General features: G+C 51.0%; 19 protein-coding genes and 1 pseudogene. 11 read left to right on the top strand and 9 right to left on the bottom strand.

Annotation, left to right across the window (positions count from 1 at the left end; translation table 11 throughout):
• Positions 1–218 (top strand): IS3 family transposase (locus L1D47_RS16970; RefSeq protein ID WP_239885615.1); only part of this gene is annotated, 218 nt, incomplete at its 5' end.
• Positions 219–378: 160 nt separating this feature from the next.
• Here L1D47_RS16970 and L1D47_RS16965 read toward each other — a convergent pair.
• On the bottom strand, positions 379–849 hold the full coding sequence (locus tag L1D47_RS16965) for a cupin domain-containing protein (RefSeq protein WP_239886153.1): 471 nt from the start codon (positions 847–849) through the stop codon (positions 379–381).
• A 303-nt stretch (positions 850–1,152) separates the two neighbouring features.
• Here L1D47_RS16965 and L1D47_RS16960 point away from each other — a divergent pair, with 303 nt between their 5' ends.
• Positions 1,153–3,228, top strand: a complete 2,076-nt coding sequence (locus tag L1D47_RS16960; RefSeq protein WP_239886152.1) for a M13 family metallopeptidase — start codon at positions 1,153–1,155, stop codon at positions 3,226–3,228.
• 169 nt (positions 3,229–3,397) lie between these two features.
• Here the strand turns inward: L1D47_RS16960 and L1D47_RS16955 are convergent, their stop codons facing one another.
• Positions 3,398–3,643, bottom strand: a complete 246-nt coding sequence (locus L1D47_RS16955; protein WP_239853209.1) for a hypothetical protein — start codon at positions 3,641–3,643, stop codon at positions 3,398–3,400.
• Positions 3,644–3,853: 210 nt separating this feature from the next.
• Here L1D47_RS16955 and L1D47_RS16950 point away from each other — a divergent pair, with 210 nt between their 5' ends.
• The 3 genes from L1D47_RS16950 to L1D47_RS16940 all read left to right on the top strand — a co-directional run bounded on the left by L1D47_RS16950 (position 3,854) and on the right by L1D47_RS16940 (position 6,211).
• The gene (locus L1D47_RS16950) at positions 3,854–4,606 is read left to right on the top strand and encodes a sporulation protein (protein ID WP_239886151.1); all 753 of its coding nucleotides are present in this window, start codon (positions 3,854–3,856) and stop codon (positions 4,604–4,606) included.
• A gap of 160 nt (positions 4,607–4,766) precedes the next feature.
• A complete protein-coding gene (locus L1D47_RS16945) occupies positions 4,767–5,372 on the top strand; it encodes a DsbA family protein (RefSeq protein ID WP_239886150.1) in 606 nt (201 codons plus the stop codon).
• A 353-nt stretch (positions 5,373–5,725) separates the two neighbouring features.
• On the top strand, positions 5,726–6,211 hold the full coding sequence (locus L1D47_RS16940; RefSeq protein WP_239886149.1) for a hypothetical protein: 486 nt from the start codon (positions 5,726–5,728) through the stop codon (positions 6,209–6,211).
• Between the two features lie 108 nt (positions 6,212–6,319).
• On the opposite strand, the gene L1D47_RS16935 is transcribed toward L1D47_RS16940, so the two are convergent.
• The 3 genes from L1D47_RS16935 to L1D47_RS16925 form a co-directional block, all read right to left on the bottom strand.
• Entirely contained in the window at positions 6,320–8,506 is a 2,187-nt protein-coding gene (locus L1D47_RS16935) for an OsmC domain/YcaO domain-containing protein (RefSeq protein WP_239886148.1), read from the bottom strand.
• Between the two features lie 178 nt (positions 8,507–8,684).
• Positions 8,685–10,253 carry a sensor domain-containing diguanylate cyclase gene (locus tag L1D47_RS16930; RefSeq protein WP_239886147.1) on the bottom strand — a complete coding sequence of 523 codons (1,569 nt, stop codon included), beginning with the start codon at positions 10,251–10,253 and terminating at the stop codon, positions 8,685–8,687.
• 216 nt (positions 10,254–10,469) lie between these two features.
• Positions 10,470–10,703: a hypothetical protein gene (locus L1D47_RS16925; RefSeq protein ID WP_041508676.1), complete on the bottom strand. Its 234-nt coding sequence runs from the start codon at positions 10,701–10,703 to the stop codon at positions 10,470–10,472.
• A 332-nt stretch (positions 10,704–11,035) separates the two neighbouring features.
• Between L1D47_RS16925 and L1D47_RS16920 the strand changes: the two genes are divergently transcribed.
• A complete protein-coding gene (locus L1D47_RS16920) occupies positions 11,036–11,938 on the top strand; it encodes a transporter substrate-binding domain-containing protein (RefSeq protein ID WP_239886146.1) in 903 nt (300 codons plus the stop codon).
• Here L1D47_RS16920 and L1D47_RS16915 read toward each other — a convergent pair.
• On the bottom strand, positions 11,925–12,494 hold the full coding sequence (locus L1D47_RS16915; protein ID WP_239886145.1) for an SOS response-associated peptidase: 570 nt from the start codon (positions 12,492–12,494) through the stop codon (positions 11,925–11,927). The two genes, L1D47_RS16920 and L1D47_RS16915, sit on opposite strands and share 14 nt — an antisense overlap.
• Before the next feature lie 377 nt (positions 12,495–12,871).
• Positions 12,872–13,258: a ribosome recycling factor family protein gene (locus L1D47_RS16910; protein ID WP_239886144.1), complete on the bottom strand. Its 387-nt coding sequence runs from the start codon at positions 13,256–13,258 to the stop codon at positions 12,872–12,874.
• 180 nt (positions 13,259–13,438) lie between these two features.
• Between L1D47_RS16910 and L1D47_RS16905 the strand changes: the two genes are divergently transcribed.
• From L1D47_RS16905 to L1D47_RS16885, 4 genes are all read left to right on the top strand, one after another.
• Entirely contained in the window at positions 13,439–13,687 is a 249-nt protein-coding gene (locus tag L1D47_RS16905) for a DUF3297 family protein (RefSeq protein WP_239886143.1), read from the top strand.
• Between the two features lie 348 nt (positions 13,688–14,035).
• On the top strand, positions 14,036–14,191 hold the full coding sequence (locus tag L1D47_RS21250) for a hypothetical protein (protein WP_239886155.1): 156 nt from the start codon (positions 14,036–14,038) through the stop codon (positions 14,189–14,191).
• Positions 14,192–14,422: 231 nt separating this feature from the next.
• Positions 14,423–15,394: a substrate-binding domain-containing protein gene (locus tag L1D47_RS16890; RefSeq protein ID WP_239886154.1), complete on the top strand. Its 972-nt coding sequence runs from the start codon at positions 14,423–14,425 to the stop codon at positions 15,392–15,394.
• A 251-nt stretch (positions 15,395–15,645) separates the two neighbouring features.
• Positions 15,646–16,080: a cytidine/deoxycytidylate deaminase family protein gene (locus L1D47_RS16885; RefSeq protein ID WP_239886142.1), complete on the top strand. Its 435-nt coding sequence runs from the start codon at positions 15,646–15,648 to the stop codon at positions 16,078–16,080.
• A 93-nt stretch (positions 16,081–16,173) separates the two neighbouring features.
• On the opposite strand, the gene L1D47_RS16880 is transcribed toward L1D47_RS16885, so the two are convergent.
• Entirely contained in the window at positions 16,174–16,629 is a 456-nt protein-coding gene (locus L1D47_RS16880) for a GIY-YIG nuclease family protein (RefSeq protein WP_239886141.1), read from the bottom strand.
• A gap of 269 nt (positions 16,630–16,898) precedes the next feature.
• Between L1D47_RS16880 and L1D47_RS16875 the strand changes: the two genes are divergently transcribed.
• Complete coding sequence (locus L1D47_RS16875) at positions 16,899–17,696, top strand: nuclease-related domain-containing protein (RefSeq protein ID WP_239886140.1); 798 nt, start codon at positions 16,899–16,901, stop codon at positions 17,694–17,696.
• 98 nt (positions 17,697–17,794) lie between these two features.
• Here the strand turns inward: L1D47_RS16875 and L1D47_RS16870 are convergent.
• A pseudogene (locus tag L1D47_RS16870) lies at positions 17,795–17,896 on the bottom strand (IS5/IS1182 family transposase); the annotation flags it as partial.

Below are 17,896 nucleotides of genomic sequence, written 5' to 3'. Positions count from 1 at the left end.
GCATGAGCCGTAAAGGGAATTGCTGGGATAATGCTTGCGTGGAAAGCTTCTTCCACACATTAAAGGTTGAAGCACTGCAAGACGAGCCGCTCATGATGCGTGATCAAATGAGACAAGCGGTATTTGAGTATATTGAGGTTGATTATAATCGGACCAGACGGCATAGTGCTCTTGGGTATTTGAGTCCAGAGAACTTTGAATTAAAAAATAGTGCTTAGCAAAGTGTCCACTATTACTGGATCAGATCAAACGCCGCCATGGTGGATCTAAAGGACTATATTGCCCAGTGGCTGAGCAAGTAGTCACTCGCTAGATGAGATAAGGCGCGGCCCGCTAGGGTCGCGCTTTTTTTATTCAATCACGAAACAGCCCACAGGATTAGCGGGTCAGACGCTCGATGATCGCCCTATGCTGGGGATAGGCATTCAGCAGGGTCTGGCGGTCGAACAGCTCGAAATCCTCGAAGGTAAAGCCTGGCGATACCATGCAGCCCACCAGTGAGAAACCCGGATTGTTCATCGCAGAGCCGAAGATACAGCCCTTAGGCACCAGAAATTGTGGTCGTTGACCGGCGGCAATATCTAGCCCCAGCTGAGCCGTGGTCAACTCGCCCACCTCATCGATCATATAGATGGTCAACGGCTCACCGCCATGGAAATACCACATCTCGTCGGCGGTCAATCGATGAAAGTGAGACACCTCACCGGTACGCAGCAGGAAGTAAATACTGGTCCATAGCTGGCGCTTGTCATCGAAGGCCTCCTGTGACCGGTAGGAGGAACAGTAATAGCCCCCTTCGACATGCTGTTCTAACTCAAGCTCCTTAATGAAATAATCCGCGCCCTGCATAACAACTCCTTACTCTCGTTACTCTCAATACCCTAACTATCCAAACCTAACGCCACGCTATCGCTGCGGGCATCTCTTTACACTAACCTATCTTGCCATCTAAGGCTGTGACCCACGCCAAGGCACACTCTCGTAGACACTCAGGCCTAACCCCCCTATGTCGCCCAACCAGGCATTAAGCTATGTATTTTTTTATTACAATTGTCTCGCCGATAAGCGTTTTAACTTTGTTGTTCAGCTTGGTAAGCTCTATGGCCATAGCTTTAAAATCAAAAAAATAACTCAGTGAGGAAGAGAGCACCAATGAAAAAGTCCCTAATCGCTATTGCCTTAACCACAGCAGTTCTAGGTGGCTGCAGCAACCAAGATAGCCGTTCTAACAATGCAGCTTCATCTGAAGTGAGCATTCCATCTCAGACAAAAGCCGAATTAGGCAGCTTTGGTGTCGATCTCACGGCCCGTAACCTAAATGTTAAACCGGGCGATGATTTCTTCATGTATGCCAGTGGAACTTGGTATGACAACTTCATTATGCCAGCAGATAAAACCCGCTTTGGCGCCTTTAATGCCTTGGCAGAGCGCAGTGAAACTCAGGTAAAAGAGATCATCGATGATATCGCCAGTCGTAAAGACCTCAATTCAGAAGAGCAGCTTATTGCTAACTTCTACAAGGCTTACATGGATATCGATACCATCAACAAACTGGGGATCACTCCGGTTCAGCCAACCTTAGATCAGATTGCCGCTATTAAGTCTACCGATGATCTCACTAAAGTCTTTGGTAATGCCTGGTTAGAGGGCATCAGCGCGCCTATTGGTGGTGGCATGTGGTTTAACCGCCTCAATCCTGATCAGTATGAGATGTCTATCGGTGCCGGTGGCCTGGGTCTTCCGGATCGCTCTTACTATTTGGAAGACAGTGAACGTTTCGTCAAGATTCGTGATGCTTACTTAGCCCACATCACCAAAATGCTTGAATTTGCTGGTATTAAAGATGCAGCCCCTCGTGCTGAGGCCATCTTAGCGTTAGAAACCAAAATCGCTGAAGGCCATTGGCCACGAGAGAAACGTCGTAACCGCGACCTCACCTTAAATCAGATCAAGCGCGATCAACTCAGCACTGAGTATCCAGGCTTTAACTGGGACATCTATTTCGCCGAGACAGGTTATAAAGTTCCTCAGCTCAACATCTCTCAGCCTGAACCTATTAAGGCGATGATCGAGCTGATCAATAATGAAGCGTTAACGGTTTGGCAGGATTACCTGACATTCCACGCCGTCAGTGATATTGCCGAACTCTTATCGGATGAGATCTACACCACTTACTTCGACTTCTATGGCAAGACATTAAGCGGACAGCAAGAGCCTCGCCCACGTTGGAAACGCGCTGTTGAGCAGATGTCTGGTACCCAGTCATTAGGCTTTGCCATAGGTAAGGTGTACGTCAAACGTTACTTCCCTGAATCATCCAAGCAGCAGATGGCTGAGTTGGTGAAAAACCTGCGCACCGCCTTAGGACAGCGTATCGACGGCCTAGATTGGATGGGTGAAGAAACCAAAGTCAATGCTCATGCAAAACTAGCCTCTTTCAACCCTAAAATTGGTTACCCCGATGTTTGGCAGGAGTTTGATGGCCTGACCATCAGCAACAATGACTTAGTGGGTAACATTAAGAATCTAAGAACCTTCTTCCGCGAAGATAGCATCGCCAAAGAGCTGCAAAAAACTGACCGCAACCGTTGGGGCATGACACCACAGCGCGTTAATGCTTACTACAACAGCTCGTTTAACGAAATTGTGTTCCCTGCGGCCATTCTACAACCACCATTTTTCGACCCTAATGCCGATCCAGCCGTTAACTATGGTGGTATCGGCGCCGTGATAGGCCACGAAATGGGACATGGTTTCGATGACCAGGGGTCTAAGTCTGATGCTAACGGTATCCAACGTAACTGGTGGACAGATGCCGATCGCGCTGCATTTGAAACCAAAGCCGATCAACTAGCCGCCCAGTACAACAAGTATGAGCCTATCGAAGGCAACTTCGTTAATGGCCGTAACAGCCTAGGGGAAAACATAGGTGATGTGGGTGGTCTGGCGATGGCTTATCACGCGTACAAGCTGAGCCTCAATGGTAAAGAAGCTCCCGTTATCGACGGTCTGACAGGCGATCAACGTTTCTTCTTAGCTTGGGCACAGGTTTGGAAAGAAAAGCGTACCGAGCAGAGCATGCTTAACCAGCTTCGCGGCGGCACCCATGCTCCAGGACGTTACCGTGCACTAGCACCACGTAACCACGATGCCTGGTACAAGGCGTTCGATGTTCAGCCGGGTGATGCCCTGTACCTGCCTGAAGATCAACGCGTGAAGATCTGGTAGGCCGATAGAAAATGCCTGTGATTTTGTTTAGGTATCTAAATCGATACCTAAACAAGGCATTAGGTTTCACCTCTTAGCTATAATCCCCTAATACTCATCTAGGGTTAAGGGAAGCATATAATTAAGCCCGCGGTGTCATGCCGCGGGCTTCATTTTTTATATCAATTGCTTAGTGGCGCGAGACGCCATGACGCACCATCTCTTTACCCTGCTCGAACACTTCATCTGTTATCCAGCGGGCATGCAGGAGTTTATGGTTCTTGTCGAACACGGCCACAAAGTGGCGGCCATCTGCATTATTGGTCGCCATACCGACCCCCTCGACGCCCTCTAGCCCTAGGCCGCCGTTTTCCACCGCCAGCAGAAAGCTGGCAAGATCGTCCAGGTTATCGATAACCGTTTTATCATCACTCATGACTCTAGTTCTCATCTTTGCGCCTGCACCCAGGCCTAACTCTATGTGGCGTACTCTACCCTGAGTCAGGCTGGATGTGAACCTTGTTGGCGTCATAGCCCTCAGGCGCTCAGGCTTGAGGCGTTGAAAATGCCGTTACACACTGGCAGTTGCAGCGCAAAACGGACAATGTTAGGGTCTGCGCGACTAATAAACCTTCAAGGAAAGAAAATGTTAAAGAAAATCTTAGCCAGTGTCGGCATAGGCAAGGCCAGCGTCGATACCATTTTGCTCGATGAGCAACTGCGCGCAGGAGAGCCCTTTCGCATCGAGGTGGTGATCACAGGTGGTGAGGTAGAACAGGAGCTCAATGGCCTGGAGTTTGCCATCATGGCCGAGGCCAAGGCGGAAAAGAGCGTCGGCGATGATGAGATAAAATACCACAAGAGCATGGTGCTGCAGAGCTGGAAGCCGATGCTGAAGCAGACCATAGCGCCGGGCGAGACCATCACACGTCAGTTCAACCTCAATCTGCATCCCGAGACGCCGGCCACCCGCCTCTTTGGCCAACGCATCGGCAAAGTCTGGCTACAGACCGGCCTGGATATCAAGAACGGCATCGACGGCAGCGATCAAGACCCGCTAACCATCTTGCCCTCACCCACCCAGCTGGCGGTGTTAGAGCTTATCGAGCAGGCGGGCTATCGCCTCTACAAGACGGATATCGAGGCGGGTTATATCCATGCTCGCGAGTTCGCCTCACATCTGCCCTGCTATCAGGAATATGAGTTTAAGCCCGAGTCACACTCCTTCTTCGGTGCCAGAGAACTGGAGGTGAGCTTCGTCGACAACGGCGAAGAGACAGGTGTACTGATTGAGGTAGATCGCGCCTTCCTGGGCGACGGCTATCGCAGCATCGCCATCCCTAACGAATTGGACTCCGTAGAGGCGGTTCGTCCCTATGTGGAAGAACTGCTTTCATAATTGCGGGCGAATATGGCGGTCGTGGTAACTCATCAAGCACGATCGCCGTAAAAAGAGTCGCCATAACAAGAGCCATCACAGCACTCAATAAGCTGTTATCAATTCAATGCCTATGCACCATGATAGTATGCATACTATTTCGACAGAGAATCGGCCCGATATGAATAAGCTGTATTATGTTTACGACCCCATGTGCTCCTGGTGCTGGGGATTCAAGCCCACCTGGGCGAAAATCGAGCAGGCGCTATCGGGCGAGATTGAGATAGTTTATCTGCTTGGCGGGCTCGCGCCAGATAGCGACCAACCTATGCCGATAGCTATGCAACAGCAGATCGCCGCGTATTGGCGAAGAATCGAGGCCCTGTTAGGCACAGAGTTTAATCATGAGTTTTGGGCGCTCAACACGCCAAGGCGAGCAACCTACCCCGCCTGCAGGGCCATACTGGCCGCCCGCGCTCAACAAGCCGAAACCGAGATGCTAACCGCCATACAAGAGGCCTACTATCTTAAGGCGCGTAACCCGAGTGACGATGCCGTGTTGATCGACTTAGCCAAAAATCTGGGGCTGGATGAAGCCAAATTAAACGCCGACTTACGCCACGAAGCGACCCAGCAGGCCCTATTGGCCGAAATCCAATTTGCACGCTCCATAGGTGGCAATAGCTTCCCCTCCCTGTTTGTGCAGAGCCCTGCTGGCATCACGCCAATCACTATAGATTACCAGCATGCTGACACCTGTATTAAGCAGATAAAACATGCCCGATAGCGCAAACTAGCGAGAACAAATTAAAACGGACTTTATCCCAAGCTCTAATCTTATATTTGTCCCGAAAGGCGAATCTTGAGATTCGCTTTTTCGCCTAATTCTCTGTGCCTTCGACGCAGGCACGGTCATAGTCACTGTCACAGGCGCTGTCATAGACACAGTCATCGGCACTGGCACTGGCACTAGCACCTAATCGATAAATCGCGTAAAATATCGCCGCCTAATTTATAGGCCAAACATTTAATAAATAGACAAAACAAAAGCCCTTAGCAGGGCATAACAAAGCCCTTAGCGGGGCATAACAAAAGCCTTTAGCAGGGAAATGGCTAAGGCTAACCACTTAAGGACGAGTCATGGACCCTATCTCCCAGCTGTTTGCCGCCTATCTGGAAATGGTCAGCAGCAACATTGTCGCCAGCTATGAAGATGCCGCCAACACCCGTGTCGTCAGCCAGCGCCTGGTGTATGAAGACACCCCTATCGGCTTTCAGCATCAGCTGTGGCGAATCCGAGATAACAGCGTCTGCGCCGACATCAAACAGGATGTCACCCAATATGCCTACTGCACCCGCAAGGCCAAGCACATGTTCGCCAGTCTGTGTCAGCAGCTCTCAGAGCGTGACGATCTCAATCAGCACGGCAGGCGCCTGTCGACCATGTACTGTAACGCCGCTCTCAGCTTTAAACCTATGATCGCCCACATAGGCGAGCCAAGTTCACGCTCCGAGCAGCAACGGGCGCAGAAGCGTTGTAACGAGTTGATCCTCAAGGCGATGCAGGACAAGCGCCCCGAAGTACAGCAACAAAAGACGGCCGCCTGCGCCAAGGCAAACGGCTAGCCGCTCGACTAACCGCCCCCCAAAAGCGAGCACCAAACAGCAAGCACAAAAAAGCGAGCACCAAGGCTCGCTTTTTTAGCTCACTATCTGTAACTCACTGTCTGTATCTCACCGTTCGCTCTTAAGCTTACGGGCCTGATGCAGCTTCTTGTAGCTCTCGATCAGACGCAGGTGCGGCTCTATGCCTTCCAGCGCCATGCTGGTCTCGGTCAAGCCAGAGAAACGAATCTCGCCTTTCACTGAACCTACCACCTGCTCCATCACATCCTGTCCAAACATACGGGTGAAGTTATGAATGAAGTGCTCGAGTTCAAGATCTTCATCTAAGGTCACCTCGAGTACGGCGTTCATCGCCTGATAGAAGAGGCCGCGCTCCACAGTGTTGTCGTTGAACTGCTGGAAGTCTTCCACCAGCTCCAGCGCCTCTTCGTGAGCGCCCAGGGCCAGATAGATGAGGATCTTCAGCTCGATAATGGTTAGCTGTCCCCAGACGGTGTTTTCATCGAACACGATACCGATTAGGGTACGGATATCCGTGTAGTTATCCAGTTGGCTCTCTTCCAGACGATTGACCAGATCGGCCAGTTCATCGTCGCTCAGGCGATGCAGGTTGAGGATATCTTCGCGGTAGTCCAGCGCCTTGTTGGTGTTATCCCAGATGAGATCGTCGACCGGATAAACCTCAGAATAATCAGGCACCAGGATACGACAGGCCGATGCCCCCAGCTCTTCGAACTCGGCGACATAGACCTCCTTACCTAGGGTTTCCAGAATGCCGAACAGCCCCTTGGCCTCCTCCTCGTTACTGCCGGAGAAGTCCCACTCACAGAACGCATAATCCGCCTTGTTGCTGAAGAAGCGCCAGGAGATCACCCCGGTCGAGTCGATAAAGTGCTCGACGAAGTTTTCCGGCTCGCTCACCGCCATACTGTTGAAGGTCGGCTTAGGCACATCGTTGAGTCCCTCGAAGCTGCGGCCCTGTAGCAGCTCTGTCAGGCTGCGCTCCAGTGCCACCTCGAAGCTTGGGTGCGCGCCGAAAGAGGCGAACACGCCGCCCGTCTTAGGGTTCATCAGGGTCACACACATCACGGGGAACTGCCCACCGAGGGATGCGTCTCTCACCACCACGGGGAAGCCTTGCTCCTCAAGCCCCTTGATACCGGCCAGAATGCTGGGGTACTTCTCCAGCACAGACATGGGCACATCCGGCAGCACTATCTCTTGCTCGATGATCTGACGCTTTACCGCACGCTCGAAGATCTCCGACAGACACTGCACCTCGGCCTCCTGCAGGTTGTTGCCCGCACTCATACCGTTGCTTAAAAACAGGTTCTCGATCAGGTTCGAGGGGAAATAGACTGTCTCGCCATCGGAGCGACGCTTGTAAGGAATGGTGCAGATACCGCGCTCGATATTGCCCGAGTTAGTGTCGATCAGGTGTGAGCCGCACAGCTCGCCATCTGGGTTGTAGATGGCCAGGCTGTAGTCGTCCAGCATCCCTTCTGGCAGCGAGTCGTCATCGGTCAGGGCAAACCACTTTTCGTTAGGGTAGTGAACAAAATCACTATTGGCGATATCCAGGCCGAAGAACTGATCGTTGTAGAAGAAGTTACAGTTCAGACGCTCGATAAACTCACCCAGGGCCGAGCAGAGGGCACTCTCCTTGCTCGCGCCCTTGCCATTGGTGAAGCACATAGGCGAGGCCGCATCACGGATATGCAGCGACCAGACGTTAGGCACTATGTTACGCCAGGAGGAGATCTCTATCTTCATTCCCAGATCGGCTAACAGGCCAGTCATGTTGGCGATGGTCTGTTCCAGCGGCAGATCTTTACCCAGAATATAGGTGCTGGTGTCACCATCAGGCTGGCCCATCAACATGGCGTTGGCATCGGCGTCTAAGTTTTCCACCGTCTCAATCTTAAACTCGGGGCCGGTCTGCACCACCTTCTTAACCGTACAACGGTCGATGGAGCGCAGGATCCCTTCGCGATCTTTGTCCGAGATGTCGTCGGGCAGCTCTACCTGGATCTGGAAGATCTGGTTGTAGCGATCCTCTGGGTCGACAATATTGTTCTGCGACAGGCGGATGTTGTCGGTGGGAATATCACGGGCCTTGCAGTAGACCTTAACGAAATAGGCGGCACACAGGGCAGACGATGCCAGGAAGTAATCAAAGGGACTAGGCGCCGAGCCATCACCCTTGTAACGGATCGGCTGATCGGCGGTAACGGTAAAGTCGTCGAACTTGGCTTCGAGTCTGAGGTTATCGAGAAAATTTACTTTGATTTCCATGGGGTGCTTTCCACTGCGCTGCAACGCCCTGAGGCCCAACAGGCTATTTTTGAGAATGAAACAATTGAGGGGAATTATCGGTGTTTTTACCCCATTAGTCTTGGGTTAATTACCGAAAAAGGCCAAATGGCCGGAATTAATGCCAAAGGCGGCGCCTAAGCGCCGCCTTTAGACCCATCTAGGGCATCTGCTGATTCTTCTGCCCCATCTTGTGTTCATACATCAGGCTGTCGGCACGCTCTATGATACTATCCACATTGTCGGTCTCGTGCAGCAGCTGAGTACAGCCAAAGCTCAGGCTCCAGGCCTTACCTGTCTTACCCAGTCCCATCACCCCATAAGCGGCTTGAATTCGCTCCATGATATCGTTGGCACATCTACCGTCACAGCCCACAAAGACGATCAGAAACTCATCGCCGCCGATACGTGCGGCAAAGTCTCCGTTGCGGATCGACATGTTGATCACCTCGGCCACGCCCCTGAGCAGATCGTCTCCCGCCTCATGACCATGCAGATCATTGGTCTTCTTCAGATCGTTCACATCGATAAAGCTCACCGCCAGATCGGACTTTTGACGTCGACTTTGGCTGATGTTCTTGCCCAGATACTCTATGATGGCGCTGCGATTATACAGGCCAGTCAGGGCATCGTGACGGGCATCGAAGGTCAGCTGACTAAACAGACGCTGCTGCTCGACCTGAGAGCTGGCCAGTTTGTAGGCCAGAAAGACAAACATGGGTGACACCAACAAGAAGGCGATCAGCGCGCTGTTGTTAAGATTCTGCTGGGTGGCCAGAATCTTACTCTCGGGCACGAACATAACCAGATAGGCGCTCTCCTTATTCACTATGGTAAACAGCGAATCCGGCGCCAGCTGAAAGCGGCTGAAATAATACTCGCCATCGTCCGTCACGACCTTGCCCAGCTCCGCCTGTTGCATCTTGCGCCAAGCCACTGGGTGGTCATCACCAAACTTAAGCTGCTCACGCTCGGGGAACATGAAGCGCCACTCCTTATCGGCTTGATCTGCCATAAGGTAGAAGCCTTTACCGTTAAGCAGATAGGCCTTGTCATGTTCATGCACATTCAACTCTTCGATGATTTGCAACAGGTCTTTACCCTGATAGTTGATCACTCCTGCACCGATAAAGTCCCCGGCCGGGCCATAGATAGGCGTGGCGAAACGTATGGTGGGCTTAAAGGGCTGCTCCACCTCGCCATGCTCGACATTGAGATCGAATGGCGAGGCATAGATCTCTTGCGGCCTGAGCCCGGCAAGCTCGCGGAAATAATATCTGTCCGCCTTATTCTGCAGCGCCTCGTCCGGCACCAGGTAAAGGCTGTCGTCCCGCAGTTGATCGATGCGGATCACCTCATCGCCCTCATCATTGAGTAGGCGGATCTGATCATAATGTTTGTAGAGGTTACCGATCTGGAACATCAGCGAGATGAGGTAACGCTTGGCCTGAGGGTCTTTATCTTGCAGGGTCGAGATGGCCAGCTCACTGTGGGCATAATAGGCCAAGTCCATTCCCACGATATTCAGCTCGGCAAGCAGGTTTGCCTGCATATTGCCAAGCTCGGCATATTGGCGCATCTCCCGCTGTTTGGCGATATTGTTGCTGGACGTCAGGTAGACAATCGCCAACACGGCAGACAGGAACAACAGGAGCAGCAAGGAATAGAGCATGCTCTTCTTGTACTTAGCGGAGGTCAGGTTAGCTTCCTGAAGATCGTCTCTATACATAACAGCGATACGTTTATAGTCATCCAGATTAAAAAGAAGGCCTGCTCGGCAGGCCTATTTGAGTCTAGTATAAATTACCTTGCCTTTCAAAACCTTAACCTTGTGTTAAAAACTGAGTTTTAATTCAGCATTTGCTAACTATAGATAAGAATCGGCCGTTAGCTGGCCATGGCCCTAAGTACAGTCAGCTTGTACCAATACAATAGCTAATCCGACTCAATCATCCTGCCTGTCGGTCTCACGCTTTACCAGGATAAAGGTGAGATACATCTTGGTGGGTAGCGATAACACCATACCGAAGGCCACACAGACGGCGCTGATGATAATACCCGTCACCCCCATGGCCTCCATGGTGTCGCTAAAGTTATGCAGATAGATCCCGAGCGCGATCAGGCAAAGCCCGATAAAGATACAGGTCTTTAACAGCCGAATAAGCTTGGCATCCGTCAGTTCTCCCATAGCGGCCTTATCCCCATACCTGCATCGCAAAGCATTAAACCTAACTAATATACTAAGCACTCATAGGCGCCATATTGACCAGGATCATAAGAAAGCCTCTGAGCCCCAGCTAAAGGCTCTGGCTGGAAGAAGCTAAATGCAAAGACTAGGCTTACAGAGGCGGCTCACCCTTTGCCCAGGCACTAACTTGATGGCATCGAATCACGCGAGCGCCAGTAACCACAGTGATTAACCAAACGTCCGACAACCTGACAGGCCATAGTACAAACAGAAGTAGTTCGAACAAAAATAGTCTGAATAAAAACAGTGCGAACAAAAATAGCGTGAACAGAAAAATACTCTTACTCATATTGCTGTTAACCCCGCCTTGGCAAGCCTGGGCGCAAGCCGACGCCTCCCTATGTCCAACGCCATTAAACGTCGATTTCAACGACTGGGCGCCCTACTCCTGGACAGCTCCACAGGGCGAGGTACTCGGCCTGGATGTCGAGATGCTCTCCTTGATCGCTCGGCAGCTGGGTTGTCGCCTCAACTTCATCAAGATGCTAGCCAAACGCGCCCACCAGATGTTACAAACCGGCATGCTAGACATCATAATGGGTGCCAGCTATACCGATGAAAGAGCCAACTACGCTTACTTTTCAAATAGCTATCGTAGTGAAGAGGTCAAACTCTTCGTAAAGGCGGAGAGAGCCGAACAGATCAACGTCGAAAAGTGGCAAGATATCTTTAGCCAACAACTTAAATTATTGGCACCCTTCTACGGCTGGTATGGCCCCGACTACCAGGCCTCAAAAGACGCCTTGTCACATCAAGGCCTGCTGGTACTCAGTCCAAACACTAACCAATCGATCCAGATGCTGGCCTATGACAGAGGCGACATCCTGATTGGCGATGCCATGGCCCTGCCTTATACGGCCAATCAATCCCATGGCGTGGTGCTCTCGCCACTCAGTCTCTTGGTCGACAGCAACCAGATCCACTTCATGTTCAGTAAGCAGGCAAACCATTTGCCACTGGTCAGCGCCATCAATCAGGCCATCGACACTCTCTCCCACAAGGGGGCATTAGCCAAAGTGATGATGAAGTGGCAACAAACCTCGCTGGCACACACCCAGGAACACACAGATAATCCTCCGACCCAGCCAGAAGCAAACCCGCGCCCCGATGGCGCATTAATTCCCCAGGCGCTGGAGATAGGCCTCACAGCCGCTAACAGCTGGTGATAGACAAGGGGATGTTTGGTGAGGTCAGCAGTGCATCCAGCTCGTGGGGCGCAGCGCCAAACCAGAAGTCCAGCGCCTGCGGCTCGACAAGCAGCGGCATGCGGTGATGGTAGGGGGCACAGCTGGCAATCGGCTGAGTGGTCAGGGTCACCAGGGCATGACCACCATCAAGCTGAGGATAGACTATCCCCGCCATCAACATGGGTTGCCCGTCACGCCTCTGAAACAGATATTTCTGTTTAACAGCATTCGCCTGTTGCCACTCATACCAGCCGCTACAGGGCACCACAACCCTGTGATGAGCAAACGCCTGGGCGAAGGTAGGTTTCTCTCTGACCGTCTCGGCCTGCGCGTTGATCAGCAGGCGTTTGGCCCAATCGGGTTTTATCCCCCAACTGGCATCGACCTGGTTTAGAGCCATGCCATCGGATGCTAGAGTTGCCACCCGCTGGGTGGGCCTGAGATCCCTATTGGTCTCGCTGTGAAACTTGATCCCCAGCTGACCCGACACCCAGTCGCACAGGGGATCGCTAATCACATTGAGTCGGCCACACATCCACCTTGCCTCCTAACCATTGAGCGCCCATCAATCTATCATACTCAAGCATCGAACAAACGTTAGTGTAAAAGAGAATCAGGTCATTACTCCTATAGAAAGCATTGCCTAAGGAAGGTGCGAACAAATCGTCGCACAGCTCTGGCTTTGATAGCAGCGACAGTTCAAGGCATTCAACTGAGAGCATGCCGAGGCCTGCTGAAGTTGAATAACGCCGAAATGGTGTTGCTATCAAAGCCCCGCAGGGCGAGGCTTACAGCGGTATTTGCTGCGTTACAGTTCTTGCGAAGGACTAGGGCCATTCGCTGCAAACTGTGCCTAGCATCTATCCACTTTAAGCACACGCAGAGCAAGCACGGGACTTATTCGCACCTTCCCTAACTGTCGGCATCGAACCTGGCCTGGCGTGCCTGAATGAGCGTACACTGGGTCTGCTCTACCAGCTCTCCCAGGGTAATACCCGGCGTCTCACGGATCAGGCGTACCAACTTCACCTCCAAGGGCTCCAGCTTATCGGCATGTAGTGCCAGTCCGGCTTCAAGCTTAGCGATAAGATATCGGGCCGCCTCTGGATGATGCGCCTTGAGGGCCAGAGTAAAAGATTGCACGTCCACGGCCCCACCCGTCAACAGCCAGTTACGCGAGCGACGCACCCGTTTAAGGCTGCAGGCAAATTCGCCTGCTAAGGACTGCGCAAGAGTCACCGCTTCCCGACCAATCCGATGGATCAGCGAGGGTAATGCAATGGAAATCGCTTCATTCATTGCGGCAGTATCCTTAAGTCATTAGACCAAGACGGGTAAGCAGGTAGGCCATTTTTCCAGTCCCCAGATAAAAACTCAACCTGAAAACTTAAGCGACAAGCACGGCTGTCCTATACATCTTGAGCCCACAACCACTATTGCCTACAATAGCGCACGAATTATTCACTAAAGATAACTACTATGACTGACACTAAATCACTACCGGCACTGCCTGATCGCCTATCCGTCAATCCTCGCAGCCCTCACCACGTAGCCGAGATCTTCGAAAATGACATAGGCATTCGTGTAAACGGCAAAGAGCGTTTCAACGTTGAAGAATATTGCATCAGTGAAGGTTGGGTAAAAATTCCTAGCCCTAAGGCCCTGGACCGTCACGGCCAACCGTTGCTGATGACAGTCAAAGGCACAGTCGAAGCCTTCTACAAGTAAATTGTCGCATGCACTGCGGCGTTGCAAAAAGGAAGTTCAGGCTTCCTTTTTTATCGCCACAGCCCGCAATCAAAGAAACACGCTACTTAAGATTGTTGGCACACGCCAATTAATTCATCTTTATCAGCATATTAACTTAGCACTCAATGCCGCCATCGAAGCGGCGCGGGCCGGCGAACAAGGACGGGGGGGTGCCGGAGTGGCTGATGAGGTACGCTCGCTTCTCGCACTCAATCCTGCACCACACAGATTGAACAGGTCCTCTCGACCTTAAGAGCTGATACCCACACTATCGCCGAAATAAACGACTTGGGTAGCCAAATTGCCAGCGCCTCAGAAGAGCAAAGTATGGTGACCGCCAAAATAAGCCAAAACATCCATAACATAGAGGCGATGGCACAGGCTCTGCTGCAAAATGGCCAATATACCCTCGAAAGCACCCAAAGCCTATCGGCCGCCAATCAGCAACTCAGCGCCATGATAAATAAATTTAAGTTAGCCTAAACCTATTAGCCAGCCTGTTACGCGCCTTGCCTAAGGCGTGCAGCCTCACAGGGGCTATCAAGCCCAGTGGGAGCTTACTCATTACAATCATTGATATTACGCATATCTTTACATCTAATGCTCTGCTAAATTAAATTGTCAAAGTGTAAGAACTCCCTTTAACTCCTAGTTTCATTTATTTGAGGGGCTAACGTGACTCGGTTATTCATAGCATTCACCTCACTGATCTTAATGGCCACCTTTCCTGTTAGTGCCAAGGACCTTAAGTTTGCAGTGGTACCCAAATTTTATGGTGCGTTCTTCGATCAGAGTGGTCTGGGCTGCCAAGATGCTGCCAGCCAACTTACAGGCGTCGAGTGCATTTATCTGGGGCCCGAAATCTCCAACGTGCGCCTGCAAGATAAAGTGATAGAAGAGCTGATTGACCAAGGAATTGACGGTATAGCCGTTGCCATCACCCAGTCTAAATTTCTCGCCGAAAATAGCCTGCGTAAAGCCAAGGCCGCCGGCATACCTGTGATCACCTACGACTCAGATTTCGACGGTCCAACGTTAGCCGAACACCAAGAGTTGCGCCGCGCCTATATAGGCACAGACAACTTTGCCTTTGGCGTCGCACTGGGCGAGCAGCTGAAAAAACTTAGGCCCAGTGGCGGAACCCTTATCATCCAAACCGGGCGCCCTGACTCGCCGAATCTAAATCTCAGAATCATGGGTGTTCGCAGTGCACTATCAGGCAAGACCTATGAAAACCCACCTGGCAAACGGCTACATAATGACAATGGCTGGACCGAGACTAGAGAGCCCTTTTCCAACTTTGATCAACTCAATCAGGCGGTGAAACAGATGGAATCTGTCATAAAAGGCAAACCCATCAAAGCTGACTCCTTTATCGCAGTCGGCGGCTGGTCACAGCATAATGAAGCCCTGTACAGAGAGATGATAACTCCCTATAAGGAGAAGTTAGACAACAAAGAAGTCGTGGTAATTATCTCAGATGCAGCGCCGCAACAGATTTCGATGCTACAAGATCATCTTGCCCATACCAATATCGGTCAAAGTCCCTATGAGATGGGCAGACAAGCCATCTTTACTCTACATAAAATCGTCAGTGGCCAGGACTTCGAACAGATAGTCTTCACCCCAATCAGAATCTGCACACCAGAAAATGCCGATACCTGTAGCAAAGTGACCAGTGAGTGAGACCACAGCAATAACCAGCCACTCATACCTGTCAGGGGATGCTCGTGAAGGTTTGCTGCTTGTAAGCCCCACTCAAGTGCTTACGGCCCACTTACCCACAAAGTTAAGTGACGAGTAAGATTAGTGAAAATACTCATTCCATCAGACTTTACTTTGTGTTAAACGTTACTTGATTTATCATTGTTCACTACAGAGAATTGTTTCTGGTTAAGCCAATATATTCAGCCATATAGAATAGGGACGCTAAGTAGATGATGAGCAAATGGGCAACACGTTTTTTACAGATGGCCGAACTGGTAGCCTCATGGAGTAAAGATCCCTCCACCCAAGTAGGTGCGGTGATCACCGAAAACAATCGCATCGTCTCGCTCGGTTTTAACGGCTACCCCCACGGCATCTCAGACAGCGCCGAGACCGACAACCGCGAGATGAAGCTGCTTAAGACGCTGCACGCCGAGGAAAATGCCATTCTCTACGCTAAGCGCGACCTCAGCAGCTGCGAGATCTGGGTGACCCACTTCCCCTGCCCCAACTGCGCCGCCAAGATCATCCAAACCGGCCTAAAGGTGGTACACAGCCCACAACCCAGCGACGACTTTCTCTCTCGCTGGGGCGATAAGATAAAGGTCAGCGAAGATATGTTCGAGCAGGCCGGCGTAGAGGTCGATTGGATACAGGTTGAATAAGCCAGTAACGAATGTCTTGTAGTAGAGCAAGCCAATGATGAGCCTGCTCTGCTTTGACTGTCTCTAATCCGTCTCTCAGTACTCGCTAAATACTTACCAGAATCCCCCGCCGTTATTCTCACTCTCAAAATGCTTCTGGCGCAGATACCCAACCGAAACCTCATGCCACTCGATCCCAATTGAGCTGAGGCCGTCACAGATCTCTTCAATCCGGGTATCCAGATAGATATCCATGGTGTCATCATCCAGATATTTAGGATTACCAAGATCGATCTCTTGCAGCGGGTGCACCACCATAAAAAACTCTGTGCCCGGATACCTCAGATGATCAAAGTAGTTATGGATAATGGTCTCAACTTTCTTCATGTCATCAACCTGCATGGCAAAATAGACATCCAACTCCTGAGCGCGGCCAGTCGTATCCAAGTCACGTGCACGGCGTATAGGGTCAATGCTGAGTCCAATCTTAATCTGATTGAGGTTTTCGGGCTCACGCATCACATAGATAAACCCAGGCCCATGGGGATCATTAGTATTAGAAAATCGCATATAGCCTCTACTTCCTTGATTAATTACGCTTGCTCTTCACGAGTCTACCTTAGAATCGACAGCAATGAAGATCGTGTCCTCACAGAACGCGAGCCCAACTTATAGCCAGATCCCACCTGAAAGGCCGCAACCAGCATGATTGAAAAACACGTCACAATTAGACCAATTACCAGTTACTTTTTAGACACGTTGAGCGTATATTATGCGCATATTCATGGGTTTATCTCTTTAATCACTGATATACCCTCTCATTTGCTTCAAGGATGAACATGACAGAGTTGGCCGCCAATCTCATATCAATAGCCGTCTTGCTATCGGGTATGTTTGTCGTGATGAGTGTCGCTTGGTTAATTCTAAAACGGCGTGACCTCACCCTAGATTTACCCGTCGATCGCGACCAACTCATTCGCATTCCCGCCTACGGCTTACAGCAACAGATTCAAGATCTACAGATGGATGTTATCGGCGCCTTGGTTATTGCCGTCATGGTTGTTGCCTTTCCCTTCGCCACCGACAGCCTCAGAGCCCATATCATTCAAGAAGATGTCCCCTGGCTATTCATCTTTACCATAGTCATAGGCCTGATTTATAGCGGCTGCAAAACCTGGAAAGCCTTCACGCAACTGACCAAATTACGTCTGGGTCATACCGCCGAAATCGCTACCGCCAACGAGCTTATCGGATTACAGGCACTGGGCTACCAAGTCTTCCATGATGTGCAGGCAGAGAGCTTTTATATCGACCACCTCGCCATAGGTAAAAATGGTGTATTTGCCATAGAAACCAAAGGCCGCCACAAGCGTACCAAAGACAACCGCTTATGCTTCCCCTCTTGGCAAGAGACCAAGCCGATAGAACAGGCCAGCAGACAAGCCAAATGGGTCGGCAACTGGCTCACCAAGGCCAGCGGAGTCAAGGTCAATGCCATGCCAGTACTCGTATTCCCCGGCTGGTACGTCACCAATCAATCCAGGCCACCTTTCCCCATCTTGAATCACAAGCAGTTGGTGAAAACCTTAGGAAACTGCGAACAAGTCCTGCAATTTAGGTATCGAGCGAGGTTTTGAGCGGCCCGCCTGATTTTTGAACGCTAAGTGTTCAATTTTGGCCAACATACTGCCGTTTTACGCCGAATTTCGACCTAATTCCAGGCTGTTCCCGGATTTCAGACAGATCTTGGCTGTCGTCGTAACATCTGGTCTACTTTAAACAGGTTCGCCAAGGTGAATAGCATGGCTAACTGTGAGTCATTTTTCGTCAGCCCTTT

The sequence above is a fragment of the Shewanella sp. Isolate7 genome, assembly GCF_022398425.1.
In the GTDB taxonomy this organism is placed as follows: Bacteria; Pseudomonadota; Gammaproteobacteria; order Enterobacterales; family Shewanellaceae; genus Shewanella.
The sequence above is the reverse complement of the archived record's forward strand: the minus strand, read 5'-3'. Positions and strand labels throughout refer to the sequence as shown.